General features: G+C 62.3%; 17 protein-coding genes. 9 read left to right on the plus strand and 8 right to left on the minus strand.

Features of this window, described 5'->3' with window-relative positions; translation table 11 throughout:
* Positions 1-16 precede the first annotated feature (16 nt).
* Together ACGYK4_RS07850 and ACGYK4_RS07855 are read left to right on the plus strand one after the other, a co-directional pair.
* Complete coding sequence (locus ACGYK4_RS07850) at positions 17-988, plus strand: C45 family autoproteolytic acyltransferase/hydolase (RefSeq protein WP_394455901.1); 972 nt, start codon at positions 17-19, stop codon at positions 986-988.
* Positions 985-2,088 (plus strand): CaiB/BaiF CoA transferase family protein, encoded by a 1,104-nt coding sequence (locus ACGYK4_RS07855; RefSeq protein WP_394455902.1) that lies wholly within the window; start codon positions 985-987, stop codon positions 2,086-2,088. The genes ACGYK4_RS07850 and ACGYK4_RS07855 overlap by 4 nt, the downstream gene beginning before the upstream one ends.
* Positions 2,089-2,138: 50 nt before the next feature.
* On the opposite strand, the gene ACGYK4_RS07860 is transcribed toward ACGYK4_RS07855, so the two are convergent.
* Positions 2,139-2,699: a type 1 glutamine amidotransferase domain-containing protein gene (locus ACGYK4_RS07860; protein WP_394455904.1), complete on the minus strand. Its 561-nt coding sequence runs from the start codon at positions 2,697-2,699 to the stop codon at positions 2,139-2,141.
* Positions 2,700-2,856: 157 nt separating this feature from the next.
* Between ACGYK4_RS07860 and ACGYK4_RS07865 the strand changes: the two genes are divergently transcribed.
* The 7 genes from ACGYK4_RS07865 to ACGYK4_RS07895 all read left to right on the plus strand — a co-directional run bounded on the left by ACGYK4_RS07865 (position 2,857) and on the right by ACGYK4_RS07895 (position 11,775).
* A complete protein-coding gene (locus ACGYK4_RS07865) occupies positions 2,857-3,504 on the plus strand; it encodes a paraquat-inducible protein A (protein ID WP_067268191.1) in 648 nt (215 codons plus the stop codon).
* Entirely contained in the window at positions 3,462-4,121 is a 660-nt protein-coding gene (locus tag ACGYK4_RS07870) for a paraquat-inducible protein A (protein WP_394456137.1), read from the plus strand. The genes ACGYK4_RS07865 and ACGYK4_RS07870 overlap by 43 nt, the downstream gene beginning before the upstream one ends.
* Positions 4,114-6,198: an MlaD family protein gene (locus ACGYK4_RS07875; RefSeq protein ID WP_394409365.1), complete on the plus strand. Its 2,085-nt coding sequence runs from the start codon at positions 4,114-4,116 to the stop codon at positions 6,196-6,198. Before ACGYK4_RS07870 ends, ACGYK4_RS07875 begins: the two co-directional genes overlap by 8 nt.
* A gap of 3 nt (positions 6,199-6,201) precedes the next feature.
* On the plus strand, positions 6,202-6,768 hold the full coding sequence (locus ACGYK4_RS07880) for a membrane integrity-associated transporter subunit PqiC (protein WP_394430475.1): 567 nt from the start codon (positions 6,202-6,204) through the stop codon (positions 6,766-6,768).
* 122 nt (positions 6,769-6,890) lie between these two features.
* Positions 6,891-7,364 carry a GbsR/MarR family transcriptional regulator gene (locus ACGYK4_RS07885; RefSeq protein WP_394455906.1) on the plus strand — a complete coding sequence of 158 codons (474 nt, stop codon included), beginning with the start codon at positions 6,891-6,893 and terminating at the stop codon, positions 7,362-7,364.
* 41 nt (positions 7,365-7,405) lie between these two features.
* On the plus strand, positions 7,406-8,647 hold the full coding sequence (locus ACGYK4_RS07890; protein WP_394430479.1) for an efflux RND transporter periplasmic adaptor subunit: 1,242 nt from the start codon (positions 7,406-7,408) through the stop codon (positions 8,645-8,647).
* On the plus strand, positions 8,644-11,775 hold the full coding sequence (locus tag ACGYK4_RS07895) for an efflux RND transporter permease subunit (protein ID WP_394430481.1): 3,132 nt from the start codon (positions 8,644-8,646) through the stop codon (positions 11,773-11,775). Before ACGYK4_RS07890 ends, ACGYK4_RS07895 begins: the two co-directional genes overlap by 4 nt.
* 37 nt (positions 11,776-11,812) lie before the next feature.
* Here ACGYK4_RS07895 and ACGYK4_RS07900 read toward each other — a convergent pair whose 3' ends face one another.
* The 7 genes from ACGYK4_RS07900 to ACGYK4_RS07930 form a co-directional block, all read right to left on the minus strand.
* Complete coding sequence (locus ACGYK4_RS07900) at positions 11,813-12,277, minus strand: PTS sugar transporter subunit IIA (protein WP_067630567.1); 465 nt, start codon at positions 12,275-12,277, stop codon at positions 11,813-11,815.
* A gap of 40 nt (positions 12,278-12,317) precedes the next feature.
* Positions 12,318-12,884 (minus strand): ribosome hibernation-promoting factor, HPF/YfiA family, encoded by a 567-nt coding sequence (gene hpf, locus ACGYK4_RS07905; protein WP_067267651.1) that lies wholly within the window; start codon positions 12,882-12,884, stop codon positions 12,318-12,320.
* 308 nt (positions 12,885-13,192) lie between these two features.
* Complete coding sequence (gene lptB, locus ACGYK4_RS07910; RefSeq protein ID WP_136720275.1) at positions 13,193-13,951, minus strand: LPS export ABC transporter ATP-binding protein; 759 nt, start codon at positions 13,949-13,951, stop codon at positions 13,193-13,195.
* Positions 13,948-14,421, minus strand: coding sequence for a lipopolysaccharide transport periplasmic protein LptA (gene lptA, locus ACGYK4_RS07915; RefSeq protein ID WP_394374296.1), 474 nt, complete (start codon positions 14,419-14,421; stop codon positions 13,948-13,950). Before lptA ends, lptB begins: the two co-directional genes overlap by 4 nt.
* A gap of 26 nt (positions 14,422-14,447) precedes the next feature.
* Positions 14,448-15,056, minus strand: a complete 609-nt coding sequence (gene lptC / locus ACGYK4_RS07920) for an LPS export ABC transporter periplasmic protein LptC (RefSeq protein ID WP_209216978.1) — start codon at positions 15,054-15,056, stop codon at positions 14,448-14,450.
* 6 nt (positions 15,057-15,062) lie between these two features.
* Positions 15,063-16,031: an SIS domain-containing protein gene (locus tag ACGYK4_RS07925; RefSeq protein WP_394455907.1), complete on the minus strand. Its 969-nt coding sequence runs from the start codon at positions 16,029-16,031 to the stop codon at positions 15,063-15,065.
* Positions 16,028-16,642, minus strand: coding sequence for a ribonuclease D (locus tag ACGYK4_RS07930; RefSeq protein WP_067267658.1), 615 nt, complete (start codon positions 16,640-16,642; stop codon positions 16,028-16,030). The genes ACGYK4_RS07925 and ACGYK4_RS07930 overlap by 4 nt, the downstream gene beginning before the upstream one ends.
* Positions 16,643-16,659: the final 17 nt, after the last annotated feature.

Below are 16,659 nucleotides of genomic sequence, written 5' to 3' on the forward strand. Positions count from 1 at the left end.
GAGATGAAAGGCCGCGATGTACTGGCGCGCATTGTCCGAAGACCAGCCCGGCCAGAAATGGGCCGGTCTCTTCGCGGCCTATTGGCCTGATTATCACGCATGGTGGTTGAAGGAGGGGGAGGCCGCGCGCCCGACCTATGCCCAATGCCGCCGTGCGCTGGCCCAGCATATGCCCGAGATGCTGCCGCTTTATGACCAGCTTTGCAGTCTAGCAGGCGGCGGCGATCACGCGGCGCGCTTCCTTAGTTTCTATTGCCCGCCGCCCTATCTCTCGGCCTGTTCGCAGGCGATCTGGGCGGGGAAAGAGCCGGTCATGGTGCGCAACTATGACTATAACCCCAATGCCTTTGACGCGATGGTGCTGCGCACCGGCTGGCAGGGGCGGCAGGTCATGGGCACCTCCGACGGGCTTTGGGGGCTGGTCGACGGGGTGAATGATGCAGGGCTGTCGATCTCGCTCACCTTTGGCGGGCGACGTGTGGTGGGCGAAGGCTTCGGCGTGCCGCTGATCCTGCGTTATGTGTTGCAGACCTGCGAAACCGCGCAGGAGGCGGGCGAGGTGCTGGCGCGGGTGCCCACGCATATGAGCTACAACGTCACCGTACTCGACCGAAAACGCAGTTACCTGACCGCCATGATGGCCCCCGATCGCCCCGCTGTCATCACCCGCGCCGCGGTGGCGACCAATCATCAAGAGAATGTGGAGTGGATCAGCCACGCCCGCTTTACCGCCACGGTCGAGCGGGAGCGCTACCTGTTGCAACGTCTGCGTCTGCACCGCGACCCGGAGGAGAAGTTCATCGGCGCCTTCCTCAAGCCGCCGCTTTATTCCACAGCCTTCAACGCCGGTTTTGGCACGCTTTACACTGCCGTCTACCGTCCGCGCAAACGCGAGATGGAGTTGCGCTGGCCCGGCACGACATGGGCGCTGTCGCTGACGGATTTCACCGAAGGGGCGCGGCAGGTCTTGGTGCCGGGGGCGGCATGAGCGGGGCGGCGCGCAAAGGGCCGCTGTCCTCGCTTAGGGTGGTGGAGTTTTCCGGCCTTGGCCCTGCGCCGCTGGCGGGGCAACTGCTGGCCGATCTAGGCGCGGATGTCATCACGGTTGACCGCAAAGCCGCCCCGGCGGACCCGTCGGACATCAACCGGCGCGGCAAGCGGTCGGTGGTGTTGAACCTGAAAACCGCCGAAGGGATCGCCGCGGCGAAGGCGCTGATTGCCTCTGCCGATGTGCTTGTCGAAGGGTTCCGCCCCGGCGTGATGGAACGTTTGGGCCTTGGCCCCGACGACTGCCCTGAGGCCCTGATCTATGGCCGCATGACCGGCTGGGGCCAGACCGGCCCATGGGCACAGACGGCGGGGCATGACATCAATTATCTGGCTCTAACAGGGGCACTTCATGCCATGGGCCGCGCCGATACGCCCCCGGTGCCGCCCTTGAACATGGTGGCGGATTACGGCGGCGGGACGATGTTCTTGCTGTTCGGCATCCTTGCAGCCGTGATCGAACGCGGGGTGACCGGCAAGGGCCAAGTCGTCGATGCCGCGATGGTCGATGGGGTGCCTGCGATGATGGGGCTGATCCATGGCATGCTGGCCCAAGGCGCGTGGACCGAAGAACGTGCCGCCAATTGGCTTGACGGGGCCGCGCCGTTTTACCGTTGCTACACCTGTGCGGATGGGAAATTCATCTCGGTCGGGGCTTTGGAGCCGCAGTTCTACGCGGTCCTGTTAGAGAGGTTGGGCCTGCCTGCGGAGCTTGTCGAGAGCCAGAATGACAGGACGACATGGGAGGCGCGTATCGCTGAGTTCTCCGCGATCTTTGTTACCCGCGCCCGGGACGACTGGGCGGCGCATTTTGACGGCTCGGATGCCTGCGTGGCCCCGGTGCTCAGCTTTTCCGAAGCGCCGGATCATCCACAGATGGCGGCGCGGGGCAATGTGGTGAGGGTCGATGGCGTGCTTCAATCGGGCCAAGCGCCGCGGTTTGACGGTGCCGCACCGCAGATGCCCAGCCCCCCACGGGCCATCGGCGCGGATACCGATGCGGTGTTGGCGGAGCTTGGCCTCCCGCGAGACCGCGCATGAAAAACCCCCGGCCAAAGGACCGGGGGTAAATCTCGTTACAGAGGCAAGGCTCAGGCCGCTTTGCGGTCGTGTTTGCCCTCTTCGATTTCCTCGACGATCTTGGCGACGAAAGCGTCGAGATCCTCGGGCGAGCGGCTGGTCACGATGCCTTGGTCGGCCACCACTTCGCTGTCTTCGTAATGCGCGCCGGCATTCTTCACATCCGTCGCGATGGAGGGGAAGGAGGTCGCCTTGCGGCCCTTGATGATGCCCGCCTCGATCAGCAGCCACGGGGCGTGGCAGATGGCGGCGACGGTTTTGCCGCTGTCGTGGAACTTGCGGATCAGAGCCACCGCGTCTTCGTTGGCGCGCAGCAGGTCGGGGTTGATTTGGCCACCGGGCAGCACGATGCCTTGGTAGTCGTCGACATTCACGTCCCGAAGGGCGAGGTCTGCGGGCACGGTGTTGCTCCAGTCATCTTCATCCCAACCCTTGATCTCATTGCCGTCGGGCGTGGCTACATGGACGGTGGCGCCGCGGTCGCGCAGGTCGTTCAGGGGTTTTTCCAGTTCGGACTGCTCAAAGCCATTGGTGGCGAGGATCAGGATCTTTGCATTGGTGATATCAGTCATTGCTTTCTCCTTTGTCATTTCTGCTAGACCAACGGTCTGCATGGCCGCCTGTTCCCCTCACATTCGCGCGAGGGCGATGATCCGCCGGTGCAGATGCGCCACAGGGCGGTGAATATTTGTTGATACGTCAAAGGGCGGCATCATATATGCGTTCAGAATGGATCGCCCCGACACCCCCCTTGCCGAATTGCCCATGGACGAATTGATCGTCTGTCCGCAATGCGACGCCGTCTATCGGCTGCGCCGCCCCGCCCATGGGGAGCGGGCGAGTTGTGAGCGGTGCCATACCGCCCTGATCACGCCCCGCAGGAACGCCGGGTTGCAGATCATCGCCGTGGCGGTGGCGGTCATGGTCTTGATCATCGGGGCGGCGGTCTTTCCCTTCCTGACGATCGACGCGGCGGGGGCCAGCAACGCGGTATCGGTGCTGGATGCAGCACTTGCCTTTTCCGGCGGGCCGATGATCCTCTTGTCGCTGGCCACGGCGGCGCTGATCTTTTTCATCCCGCTCTTGCGGGTGCTGCTGACGCTCTATGTGCTGATCCCCGTGGTGCTGGATCGCCCGCCCGCGCGCCATGCCGTCGCCGCCTTTCGCTTGTCGGAGGAACTGCGCCCTTGGTCGATGGCCGAGGTTTTTGCCATCGGCTGTGCCGTGGCGCTGGTCAAAGTGGCCGATCTGGCCGATGTGGGCTTTGGCCCCGCGTTTTACATGTTCGGCGCGTTGGTGATCCTCGTCATCGCGCAGGACAGATTCTTATGCAAATGGTCCGTATGGAACTCTCTGGAACATCCCAAGACATCGTGAGCGCACGGGAGTTGGGCATCGTGGCCTGCACCCGCTGTAACAAGCCCGCGCCGATGGGCACAAAGCTTTGCAGCCGCTGTGGCAGCAAGCTGGTCTCGCGCGATCGGATGAGCCTTCAGCGTGTCTGGGCGTTCTGGACGGTGGGGCTGATGTGCTACATCCCCGCGAATACCTATCCAATGCTTAAAACCCGCACGCTGTTTCAGGTCGAGGAAAGCACGATCATCGGCGGCGCGGTGGAACTGGCGCAATATGGCAACTGGGGGATCGCCCTGATCATCCTCTTCGCCTCTGTCGCCATTCCGTTGGCCAAATTCATGGCCGTGGCCTTTCTTGCGATCAGCGTCAAACGGCGCTCGGTCACCTCGCAGCGCCAGCGGTATTACCTTTACGAAGTGGTTGAGTACATCGGGCGCTGGTCGATGATCGATATCTTTGTGGTTGCGATTTTGTCGTCTCTGGTGCAACTCAAGACATTGGCCGCCATCAATCCCGGTACCGCGAGCATCTTTTTTGCCCTCTCCGTGATCTTTACCATGCTGGCGGCACAAGCGTTCGACACCCGCATGATCTGGGACGCTCAGACCAAGGACGAGGGCCCGAAAACCAATGACTAAGACGCCTCCCGACGTACCGATTTCCCCGACCCGCAAAATGTTTCTCAGCGGGGCCTCGGTGATCTGGATCATCCCGATCCTCGCCTTGATCGTGGCGCTTTTCGTGGCCTATCGGTCTTATAGCGAGCGCGGCCCGGTGATCGTCGTGGAATTCGAAGAGGGCGCGGGTATCTCTGCTGGCGAGACCGAGTTGCGCTTTCGCGATGTGACGGTCGGGGTGGTCGAGAAGGTCGGCTTTACCTCGGGTTTGGACCGGGTGACGGCGCATATCCGCGTCGACAAGGACGTGGCGCCTTATATCGACAATGGCGCGGTCTTCTGGGTCGTGCAGCCCGAAGTCACCGCGCAGGGCATTACCGGTCTCAGCACGGTGCTGAGCGGTGTCTATATCGAAGGGTCGTGGGACCAACAGGTCGGCCCGGCGGCGGAGCGCTTTCAGGGATCGTCGACTGAGCCGTTGATCCGCGGCGGCCAAGGCGGGCTTGAGATCGCCTTCCGCTCCACCGCGAACGGGCATCTGACCGACAATGCGCCGATCCTTTACAAGGGCATCGAAGTGGGCCGCGTCGGCTATGCCAAGATCGCCCCGCGCGGCAACTACGCCATTGTCGAGGCACTGATTTTCGAAGAGCACCGCCAGTTGATCAATGAATCCACCCGCTTTTGGGACGCATCGGGCTTTAGCGTCAACATTGGCCCCGCGGGGGCCGAGATCGACTTTTCTTCGTTGGCGACCCTCGTCGGCGGCGGCATCACCTTTGACACTTTCGTCTCGGGCGGGGCGCAGGTGTCTGACGGCACGGTGTTTGAGATTTACCCCGACAAGGAAACCGCGCGGAACTCTGTCTTTAACGCCTCCGAGGTCGATCCGCTGAAGCTGAGTGTCGTGTTCGACGACAATATCTCGGGTCTGATCGTCGGCGCCCCGGTTGAGATGAGCGGGCTGGAGATCGGCGAGGTCGAGACCCTCTCGGGGCTGGTAGACTTCGAACGTTTCGGCGACAGCCGCGTCCGGCTGAACGCCATCCTGTCGATCCAGCCCGCGCATCTGGGGATGCAGGATGACGTCACCGCCGAAGCCGCGCTGGCGTTCTTGAAAGAACGTGTGGAAAACGGCCTGCGCGCGCGGCTTGCCTCGGCCAGCCTTCTGACGGGTGGTCTGAAGGTTGAATTCGTGAGGGTGGAAGACGCACCCGAAGCGTCGTTGGCCGAGACGGAGAATGGCCTTGCCCTGATGCCGACCACGGAAAGCGATGTTTCCGATGCCGCGGCCACGGTCGAAGGGGTCTTTACCCGCATCAACAGCCTGCCGATTGAAGAATTGCTCAACAGCGCGATTACCTTCCTTAACTCGGCAGAAGCTTTCGTTTCGGACGAGGATCTGCGCGAAACCCCGCAGGATGTGCGGACCTTGCTGGGCGAACTGACCGGGCTGGTCTCCTCCGAAGAGGTCAAGAACGTGCCGGTGGCCCTGAACGGCACGCTGGTACGGATCGAAGAACTGGTGGCCCAGCTTGAAGAAGAGCGGATTGCCGAACGGCTTTCCACCGCGCTCGAAGGGGCGTCGGATGCGGCGAATGCGGTGTCGTCGTCGGTTGAGGGCGTGCCGGAGTTGGTGGAGCGCATTCAAGCGGTGGCGGCCAAGGCCGAAACGCTTGAGGTCGAAGAACTGGTCGTCGCACTCACCGACCTCACCGAATCCGCCGATGCGGTGATCGGCACCGAAGATGCGGTGGCCCTGCCGGGCGCATTGAAACGCGCCTTGGACGAATTGAACGCCACATTGGAAGAGCTGCGCGAAGGCGGCGCGGTCGAGAATGTGAACCGCACTTTGGCCTCGGCCCGCAACGCGGCGGACAATATCGCCCTCTCGGCCCAAGACCTGCCGCAGGTGGTCGAGCGTTTGACCGCGCTATTTGCCCAAGCCAGCCGCACCATCGAAGGCTATAACCAAGGTGAACAGCTGAGCCGCAGCGCCGAACGCACCCTGCGCGACATTCAGAAAGCTGCCGATGCCCTTGCATCTTTGGCGCGGACCATCGAACGTAACCCCAATTCTCTATTGCTGGGACGGTAACGCATGACATTTGCAAGACCCTTGATCACCCTCGGCCTGCTGGCTGCCTTGGCAGCCTGTGGCGGCACAGCTGAACGTTTCCCCGTCCGCGCCCCGGCGGTGACAGAGAAGACCTCCATCGCCTTCAGCTCTGTCGAAGTGCGCGACGTGTCTTTGCCGACCTACGCCGCCGCCGAAGAGATTTCGGTGCAATTGGCCGATGGCCGTCTGGTCAGTTCGACCGATGTGCTTTGGGCCGATGCGCCCGAACGGGCCGTGGCGCTGGAGCTTAGTCAGAACCTTGCGCGGATGACGGGGCGGCGCATCGCATCCGAGCCTTGGCCGTTCGAGGCTTTCCCCGATGCCAGCCTCGAAGTGCGCTTTGCCGAACTGGTGGCCACCGAAGCCGGAGAATTCCGCGCCTTCGGTCAGTATTTTGTGGCCGTCCGGGATGAGCGTCGGGAGCGGTCGGGCCTGTTTGACCTCAGCGTGCCGTTCAATCCCGAAGGTGGCGCAAACGCCATCGCCGCGGCGCGGGGGCAACTCGTCCTTGATCTGGCCCGCTATATCGCGCGGAACGGGTTGAAGTAGGGTCGAGCGCCGGAAGTCTACCGGCGACGCGCTTTGTTCCGTCTGTTCGGAAAATTCTGAATAGTCTTGATTTGTGCCTCGCCTTGTCTATCTACCGTCAACGCGCCTGCCGTGGACGGGGAATGATGGATAGCACCGACCAAATCGACCAAGTCCGCGATGACTTCATCACCCGCATGGGCGTCGTTGCCATGGGCGAGGGGTTGCCGCGCATGGCAGGGCAGGTCTTTGCGATGTTGGTTTTCGAGGGCGAGCCGATCGCCTTTGGCGCGCTGTCGCGCCGCCTTTCCGTCAGCCGCGCCACGATCAGCACCTCCATTCGCCTGCTCGAAGAGCGGGGCTTGATCCGGCGTGTGAACAAGACGGGCGACCGGCATGATTACTTCCAACTCGCCGATGACGCCTATGCCGCGATGACGAAATATGCGCTGGCAGGGGCCCGCCACGCCAAATCCGAGATTAACGATACGATCCGCAAGCTGCCCGAGGAGGCCGAAGGCGTGCGCCAAAGGCTCGATACTTTCGCCGCCTTCTATGACACGATCAGCGCCGCGCTTGATGACGTAGCAACCCGGGTGAGCAAACCCAAGTATTAACGCGCGCCTGATCATAGGGCCGCGGTGATGGAGTTCGATCAATGAGTGACACATCTCAAGAGCGCCAGACGCTTTCATTCGACAGCGATGCCGGCTCGAAACGGTCGAAGTTCATCGCCGGTGGGATCGCGCTGTTGATCGCTCTTTGGATGGGCAGCGGCTATATCATCCCCTCCGAAGAGATCGAAGAAGCCGCGCCTGCGCCCATTGCTCCCGAAGCGGTGACAGTGGCCGTGCGCGGCTCTCAGGCGGACAGCGTGACGCAGGTCTTCGTAGCTGAAGGGCAGGCCTTGCCGGACCGCGATACGATGGTCCGCGCCGAAGCGGGCGGTGAGATCGCCGAGGTGCTGGTGGACAAAGGCGATGTCGTCGAAGCGGGCGCGCTGATCGCGCGTCTCAGCACCACGGCGCGCGATTCCGATCTGGCCCGCGCGCGTGAGGAATTGAGCCGCGCACAGCGCGAATACGACAATGCCCAAGCGCTGCTGGACCGCGGTGTCTCGACCGTGGACCGCGTGAGCCAAGCCCGCGCGACCTTGGCCGCCGCTCAGGCCTCGGTCACCGCCGCCGAAGAGGCGCTGAACAACACCGAAATCCGCGCCCCCTTTCCCGGCCGGTTAGAGATGCTCGATATCTCAGCGGGAGAGTTCGTCTCCACCGGTGAGGAAATCGCGCGGCTGGTCGACAACACGCCGCTGACGATCCAAGTGCAGGTGCCCCAGCAGTCGCTTAAAGACATCAAAGAGGGGCAAAACGCCGAGGTTGTCTTCATCACCGGGACAGAGGCGCAGGGCGAGGTGCAATTCGTCTCAAGCAGTGCGAGCGCCGAAACCCGGACCTTTACCGCCGAAGTCAGGGTCGAAAACGCCGATGGTGCGATCCCCGCGGGCATTTCGGCCCGCGTGCGCATCCCCACGGGCGAGACACGCGCGCATTTCGTCTCTCCGGCGATCCTGTCCTTGGACACCAATGGCACCTTGGGCGTCAAAACGGTGAACGATGAGGATAAGGTTGTCTTTAACAAGATCGCCATCGTGCGCGCCCAGACCGATGGTATCTGGATCGCTGGCCTGCCGGATGAGGCGCAGATCATCACCATCGGACAGGGTTTCGTCAACGACGGGGAAACGGTCAACCCGCAGCCCGAAACCGGTGGCGAAAGTGAGGGTGAAGCGCAGCCCATGACGGGTGTGCCCGAGATTGACGAGTTGGAAGACCAGCCAACCGGCGACGGCCAGATCACCGGCAGCGCCGAAGCCGCCCAGCCGGAGCAAGTGGAATGAACACGCTGATCGACGCCGCTTTCAGCCGCGCCCGCGTGGTGATCCTGAGCTTGGTGATGATCTTGGCGGTCGGGGCCTATGCCTATGTCGGTATCCCCAAGGAAAGCTCGCCCGAGATTCCGATCCCGACGCTCTATGTCTCCACCTCTCTCGAAGGCATCTCGCCCGAGGACAGCGAGCGGCTGCTCGTAGAGCCGCTTGAGACCGAACTCAGCGCGATAACCGGGTTGAAACAAATCACCTCGAACGGGGCCGAGGGCCATGCCTCGGTGCAATTGGAATTCGAGCCGGGGTTCGATTCAGATGAGGCGCTCGACAAGGTGCGCGAGGGCGTGGACCGGGCCAAGTCGGACCTGCCCGAAGACGCCACCGATCCGGTCGTGACCGAGATCAACACGGCGCTTTTCCCGATTCTGACCGCGATCCTTTCCGGCCCGGTGCCGGAACGGACGCTCAACTCCATTTCCGAAGAGTTGAAGGACGCGATCGAAGGGCTGTCCGGCGTGCTTGAAGTCGATGTCGGGGGGGAGCGGACCGAGCTTTTGGAGGTGCTGATCGATCCCACGGTCTTTGAGACCTACAACATCTCTTTCGAAGAGCTGATCAGCCAGATCAACCGCAACAACCGCCTGATCGCGGCGGGGGCGATTGAAAGCGGCGCGGGGCGGCTGGTGCTCAAGGTGCCGGGGCTGATCGAGAATGTCGAAGACGTTATGTCTCTGCCGATCAAGGTGCGCGGCGATACGGTGGTGACTTTTGCCGATGTCGCCACGATCCGCCGAACCTTCAAAGACCCGACTGGCTTCGCCCGGATCGACGGCCAGCCCGCGCTGGCGCTTGAGATCAAGAAACGCTCGGGCGCGAATATTATCGAGACGGTCGCGGCGGTGCGCGAATTGATTGACGAGATGCGCGCGGAATGGCCCGACAGCATCACCGTCAAATACACCCAAGACGAATCCGAGCAGGTCCAAGACATGCTCAGCGATCTTGAGGCCAATGTTATTGCGGCGGTGATCCTTGTGATGATCGTGATTGTCTGGGCCTTGGGCGTCCGCTCGGCCCTGCTGGTGGGCTTGGCCATTCCGGGGGCCTTCTTGGCCGGGGTCACGGCGCTTTGGGTCATGGGCTATACGATGAACCTTGTGGTGCTGTTTTCGCTGATCCTTGTGGTGGGGATGCTGGTGGACGGGGCCATCGTGACCACCGAACTGGCCGACCGACGCCTACAAGAGGGGCATTCGCCCCGCGCCGCCTATGCCCATGCCGCCAAGCGTATGGCATGGCCGATCATCGCCTCAACGGCGACGACGCTCAGCGTGTTCTTTCCGCTGCTGTTCTGGACCGGCACGGTGGGGGAGTTCATGAAATTCCTGCCCATCACGGTGATCCTGACCCTGACAGCCTCGCTTTTCATGGCGCTGGTCTTTATCCCCGTGGTCGGTGGCATCATCGGCAAGCGGCCCCCGCAATCGGCCAAGGATAAGGCCACGCTCTATGCCGCCGAACAGGGCGATCCGCGTGACCTGAAGGGCTTTACCGGTGGCTATGTCAAACTGCTGCAATTCGCGATTCTACGCCCGTGGATGACCCTGATCCTCGCTATTTCCATGCTGATGGGCGGCTTTACGGCCTATGCGCAATTCGGCAACGGCATCACCTTTTTCCCCGATGTAGAGCCTGATTTTGCGCAGGTGCAGGTGCGCGCGAGGGACAATTTCTCGATCTACGAACAAGACGCGCTGGTGCGGCAGGTCGAACAGCGCCTCTTTGCCTATGACGAGATCGCCAGCGTCTATGCCCGCACCGGCAGCAGCAACCGCGACAGCGCCGATCTGATCGGCACCATTCAGGTTGAGTTCACCGAGTGGGACGAACGCCGCCCCGCCGCCATCATCGGCGAGGAAATCCGGACCGAGATGGCGGCCATTCCGGGGATCGACGTGCAGGTGCAGACGGCATCGAACGGCCCCTCGGCGGGCAAGCCCGTCAATCTGCGGATCGAGGCGCATGACCCGCAGGTGCAGCAGCAGGTGGTGGATCAGATTCGCGAGAAGATGGCCGATATCGGCGGTTTCACCGATGTGACCGACTCGCGCCCCCTGCCGGGGGTGGAATGGCGCATCGCGGTGAACAGGTCCGAGGCCGCGCGGTTCGGGGCCGATATCTCGACCCTGGGGCAGGCGGTGCAACTGCTGACGCGGGGCATCACGGTCGCGGATTACCGGCCTGACGATGCCGAAGGCTCCATCGACATCAACGTGCGCTTCCCCTCCGATGAGCGCACGCTGGAAGAGTTGCAATCGCTGCGTGTGCCGACCTCCGCAGGGTTGGTGCCGATCTCGAACTTCGTGACTTTCGAGCCGAGTCCGCGGACCGGCACGATCACGCGGGTGGATCAAGAGCGGGTGGTCACGATCGAGGCCAATGTCGCGCCCGGTGTCTTGGTGAACGACCAGACCGTCGCGCTGCGCAGCGCGATCGACGCGATGGACTTGCCGCCGGGTGTCGAAGCCTCCTTCGCCGGGGAGGCGGAGGACCAGCAGGAATCGATGATCTTCCTCGTCGGTGCCTTCATTACCGCAATTTTCCTGATGTTCGTGATCCTCGTGATCCAATTCAACAGCTTTTACCAAGCCTTCGTCGTCATGTCGGCCATCGTCTTTTCGATTGCCGGGGTGCTCTTTGGCCTGCTGATTACCGGACGGCCCTTCGGGGTGGTCATGGGCGGCATCGGGGTGATCGCGCTGGCGGGGATCGTGGTGAACAACAATATCGTTCTGATTGACACCTATAACGATCTCAAGAAACTGGGGCTGTCGCCGCTAGAGGCCGCCTTGCGCACCGGGGCGCAGCGTTTGCGGCCCGTGGTGCTGACCTCGGTCACCACGGCGCTTGGCCTGATGCCCATGGTGATCGGCCTCAACATCAACTTCTTCACGCGCGAAATCGTCTATGGCGCGCCTTCCACCCAATGGTGGACCGAGCTGAGCTCGGCCATCGCGGGCGGTCTGGTGGTTGCCACGGTGCTGACGCTGGTGGTGACCCCGGCGATGTTGATGCTGGGAGAGAAGAAAGCGAAACGCGCAAAGCCGACCCCGCCAGAGCCGGAACCGGTCGCCGTCTAGCGTAAGGTTAGGCGGCCCAAGATCAAGCGGCCCAAAATCAAGCCGCCTTATCGGCCTTGTCTTCGGTCAGGATCGTGTAAAGCGTGGCCGGGTCGGGGTTCGACCGCAACTTGGTGCAGATGCTGGTGTCGCGCAGCGTGCGGGCCACCAGTGCCAGCGCCTTGAGATGCTCCACCCCCGCATCTTCGGGGGCGAAGAGGGCAAAGGCCACGTCGACCGGTTGCCGGTCGACCGAGGAGAAATCAATCGGCTTGTCCAGCAAGACGAAGGCACCGACAACCTTATCGATCCCGTCCATCCGCGCGTGGGGCAGGGCAACGCCATGGCCGACACCGGTCGGCCCGAGGGTTTCGCGCGTCATCAGCGCGTCCACCACTTGGCCGGCCGGCAGCCCATAGGCTTGCTGGGCGAGTTCGCCGATATCCTGCATCAGACGCTTCTTGCTCGAAGCCGAAGTCAAAACCTTCACGGCCTCTGGCTTGAGGAGTTTGCCGAAATCCATTCCGCTCGCCCTGCTCTGTGGCGGAAGTTACCGCCGTGGGTTACGAAGGGTCGATCCAGCCGATGTTGCCGTCTTCGCGGCGGTACACGACATTCATCCCTTCCTGGCCTTCCTTGCGAAACAATAGCACCGGATCGCCCGACAATTCCATCTGCATCACCGCTTCGCCGACAGACAAAGTTGGCACCTTCGTCTGCATCTCTGCAATGATCATGGGTTGGAGGGTATCAGGTTCCTGGGCATCTGAATCGCTGTCTGACGCGAGGATATAGGAGGACGCCCCCAGAAGTTCAACCGGTTCGGCGCGTTCTTTGTGATGGTCCTTCAGGCGGCGCTTGTAGCGGCGCAGCTGCTTCTCCATCTTTTCGCAGCAGCTGTCGAAGGCGGCGTAGATCTCTGTCGCCTTGGCCTTGGCCGACGCATTGAGACCGGTGGAAAGATGCACGGTCGCCTCGCAGGCAAATTCGTGGCCCGTTTTGGAAAACACCACCATCGCATCTGTCGGGCGTTCGGCATATTTGCTGACCGCCTCGTCCAGTTCGGTCCGGACATGTGTCCGAAGCGCGTCGCCAATGTCGATCTGTTTGCCACTGATCTGATACCGCATATCGTCTCCTTGTCTTTCTTGTTCCGAACATTGCCAAACGGTCCACATGCGTGGAGCGCGACAACTTTCAGGTATGGAGGAATGGCGCTGCGACCAGGATGATTTTGACCGTTCCTTCGCGGGAAGGGCGATGCAGGATCAAACAGGAACGCGATGTCACCATAGCTCAATGAGGCCGCGTTTCGGTTTGAAAGTCAATGGCGCCGATGCGCGCGCCATCCTTTTATCGCTACAATCAGAGCGGTTTTCCGCATCATGCGAGCAAGGCTTCGCCGAGGGCTGGAAGGCCCGGGAAAACGCGCTAAGTCCTAGGAAATACGGAAATTATCGCCAAGGTAGACGCGGCGGACATTCTCGTTTTGCACAACTTCTTCGGGCGTTCCGGACATCAGAACTTTGCCCTCATGCAGGATATAGGCGCGGTCTACGATCTCTAGCGTTTCGCGCACATTGTGGTCAGTGATCAGCACCCCGATGCCGCGTTTCTTGAGGTCAGCGACCAGTTGCCGAATGTCCCCGACCGAGATCGGATCGACCCCGGCAAAGGGTTCATCAAGCAGCAGATAGTTCGGGTTGGCGGCCAGACAGCGGGCGATTTCCACCCGGCGCCGCTCCCCGCCTGATAGCGCCAGGGCAGGTGCGCGGCGCAGGTGTTCGATGGAAAATTCGGTCAGCAACTCTTCCAGCCGTTCGCGGCGCTGGTGGCGGTGTTTGACCCGGATATCGAGGATCGCGCTGATGTTGTCTTGCACCGACAGCCCGCGAAAAATGCTCATCTCCTGCGGCAGATAGCCGATGCCAAGCTGCGCGCGGCGGTACATGGGCAGGGTGGTCACATCTTTACCATCCACGGTGACGCGCCCGCCTTCGGGCGTGACCAGACCGGCCACCGCGTAGAAAGTGGTCGTCTTGCCCGAGCCGTTCGGCCCCAAAAGCGCCACGACCTCCCCCCGGTCGAGCGCCATCGAAAAGTCGCGGATCACCGCTTTCTTGCGGTAAGACTTGCGCAGATGCTGAATGCGCAGGCCGGAATCGCCCCCGGCGACTTTCAGCTCGGGCGGCATCAGTTGTCGCTGCCGGGCTGCAAAATGGTCTTCACGCCACCCGACATCTGCGCCGTGCCGTCGTTCAGGTTCACCGTCATTTCCTGCGCGCTCAGCGCACTGGGGCCTTGGGTCATCAGCACATCGCCGCGCATCACCAAGGTGCCAGCGTCGATGTCGTAGTCGGCGCGCTGCGATTCAGCGGCGTCCTCCCCCGCGACCAAGACCACGCCGCCGGTCGCCTCCAGCTTGGCAATGCCCTGATCCGAGGCGCGATAGACGACCTCGACCTTACCGGCGGAAAGGGTCATTTCACCCTGAGAAATCAATACATTGCCCGTGAAGACGGCGGTGCCCGTGGCATTGTCGACCGACAGGTTATCGGCGGTCACTTCGACGGGTTGGCTGGTGTCTTGCTCAAGCGCGCCGAAGGCGACATTGGCAGATTGTGCAGAGACAGGGGCGGCCTGCAGCGCGAAAAACAGCGGCAGCATCAAAATAAACAAATGTCTCAAGGCAGTTACTCTTTCGTTGCTTGCGGCGTGTATATCAGTTTCACACCCTTTGTGAAAAGCAATTGCGATCCGGCGCTGTTCTGCCGGTTGGTGATGGCCATGCTGCCGGCGGTGATCTCGCCCGCGGGGCTGGTGGCGCGCACCGGACCGGGCGATTGCAGGTCCAGCGTGGTGAGGTTCGAGATCATGCGCTCGGACAGGATTTCGTAGCCGGTTGAGGTGCTAACCCGCACATCGCCCGCCAGTTCCGCCTCCTCTGCCCCAGTGTCGAACCGCCCGCTGTTGGAGTGCAGCGTGATTTTGGAGCCGCCTTCTAGGTCCAGCGTCGCCTCGATCTCTTCGGCCTCATTTGTGCCGGTCTCCCCGCCTGGGGTGGTCAGCTTTTCGGCAGAGAAAGAGATCAGATCGCCATCCGCCGTGGTGCCGGAATAGAAAGGGCCGGTGATCTGTTGGTCGCGCAGCCGTTCCTGAACCTCTTTATCCGCGAAAGGGATCACGGCCTGCGGTTCAATCGCCCGCGACAGCAGGAACAGGGTCGATAGCAGCGCCAGCGCGATCAGCGGAAAGAGCACTTTCAGCCACGACACGACGCGAGAGTGGCGATCCCCCTTCATCCCGCGTCACCCCAGCCCGACGCGCAGGCAGTCGTGGATATGCAGCAGCCCGATGGGCGATTTGCCGTCGTTCTGCGCGGGGTCGGTCACGATAAGGCAGGTGATCTTGCGGCTGTTCATCACGCCCACGGCCTTTTCGGCCAATTCGTCGGGGGTAATGGTCACGGGCCCGGGGGTCATGACGTCGCGGGCGGTCATGGTCATCAAGCCATCCAGATGCCGGGCGAGGTCACCCATGGTGATGATCCCGGCCAGCGCGCCTTCCGCATCAGTCACGCAGACCACGCCAAAGCCCTTGCGGCTGATCTCGCTCAGCGCCTCGGGCATCGGGGCGTCGGCGGTGACGAGCGGCAGCTTATCGCCCACATGCATCAGATCGGCCACGCGGCTCAGCCTTGCACCCAGCTTGCCGCCGGGGTGAAAGTCGCGGAAATGCTCGGCGGTGAAGGCGCGGTTCTCCATCAGCGCCACGGCCACGGCATCGCCCATCGCCAGCGTCAGCGTGGTCGAGGTGGTGGGCACCACGCCGGTGCCGCAAGCCTCTGCCCTGCGGGGCAGTTCGAGCACCACGTCGCTATGGCGGCCAAGGCTGCTTTCGGGGCGGCTGGTGATGCCGATGAGCGGAATGGCATAGCGACGCGAATAGGCGATGAGGTTGGCCAGCTCCGGCGCTTCGCCCGAGTTGGAAATCGCCAGCACCACATCGGCGGCTGTGATCATGCCCAGATCGCCGTGGCTCGCTTCGGCCGGGTGGACGAATTGCGCGGGCGTGCCGGTGGAGGCCAGCGTCGCCGCGATTTTATTGCCGATATGGCCCGACTTGCCGATGCCGGTGACGATCACGCGGCCCTTGCAGGTGCGCATCAGGTCAACCGCGGCGCGAAAGCGGTCATCAAGGCTGTCGGCCAGCAGCGTCAGCGCGTCGGCTTCGCAGCGGATCACCCGGCGGGCGGTGTCGAGGAAAGGTGTGTTCATGCGTGTGCGAAGATGTCCGTGTCCGGCCATCCCTCCAGATCCAGCCGGGCGCGCATGGGCAGGAAATCGAAACAGGCCTGCGCCATGTCCATCCGGCCTTCGCGTATCAGGCGTTTGTTAAGTTCATCGCGCAGCCGGTGCAGGTAAAGCACGTCAGAGGCGGCATAGTCGATCTGCGCTTGGGTCAGCTCTTCGGCCCCCCAATCGCTGGATTGCTGCTGTTTCGAGATATCGACGCTCAGAAGTTCTTGGCAAAGCTTCGCCAGCCCGTGCCGGTCGGTATAGGTGCGCACCAATCGGCTGGCGATCTTGGTGCAATAGACCGGCGTCGCGGTGGCGCCAAAGGTGTTGAGCATCGCGGCAATGTCGAAGCGGCCATAGTGGAACAGCTTCAGCACATGAGGGTTCTCCAGCAGTGCGCAGAGGTTCGGCGCCTCGGTCTGGCCCTTGGCGACCTGCACCAGATGCGCGTGACCATCGCCGCCCGAAAGCTGCACGACACAGAGCCGGTCGCGATGCGGATGCAGCCCCATCGTTTCGCAATCAATCGCGACCATCGGCCCAAGGTCGAGGTCATCCGGCAGGTCGTTCTGATAGAGGAAATTTGTCATGAGCACGTCTATATCCT

The organism is Sulfitobacter sp. 1A13368 (genome assembly GCF_043557275.1).
Classification (GTDB): domain Bacteria; phylum Pseudomonadota; class Alphaproteobacteria; order Rhodobacterales; family Rhodobacteraceae; genus Sulfitobacter; species Sulfitobacter faviae.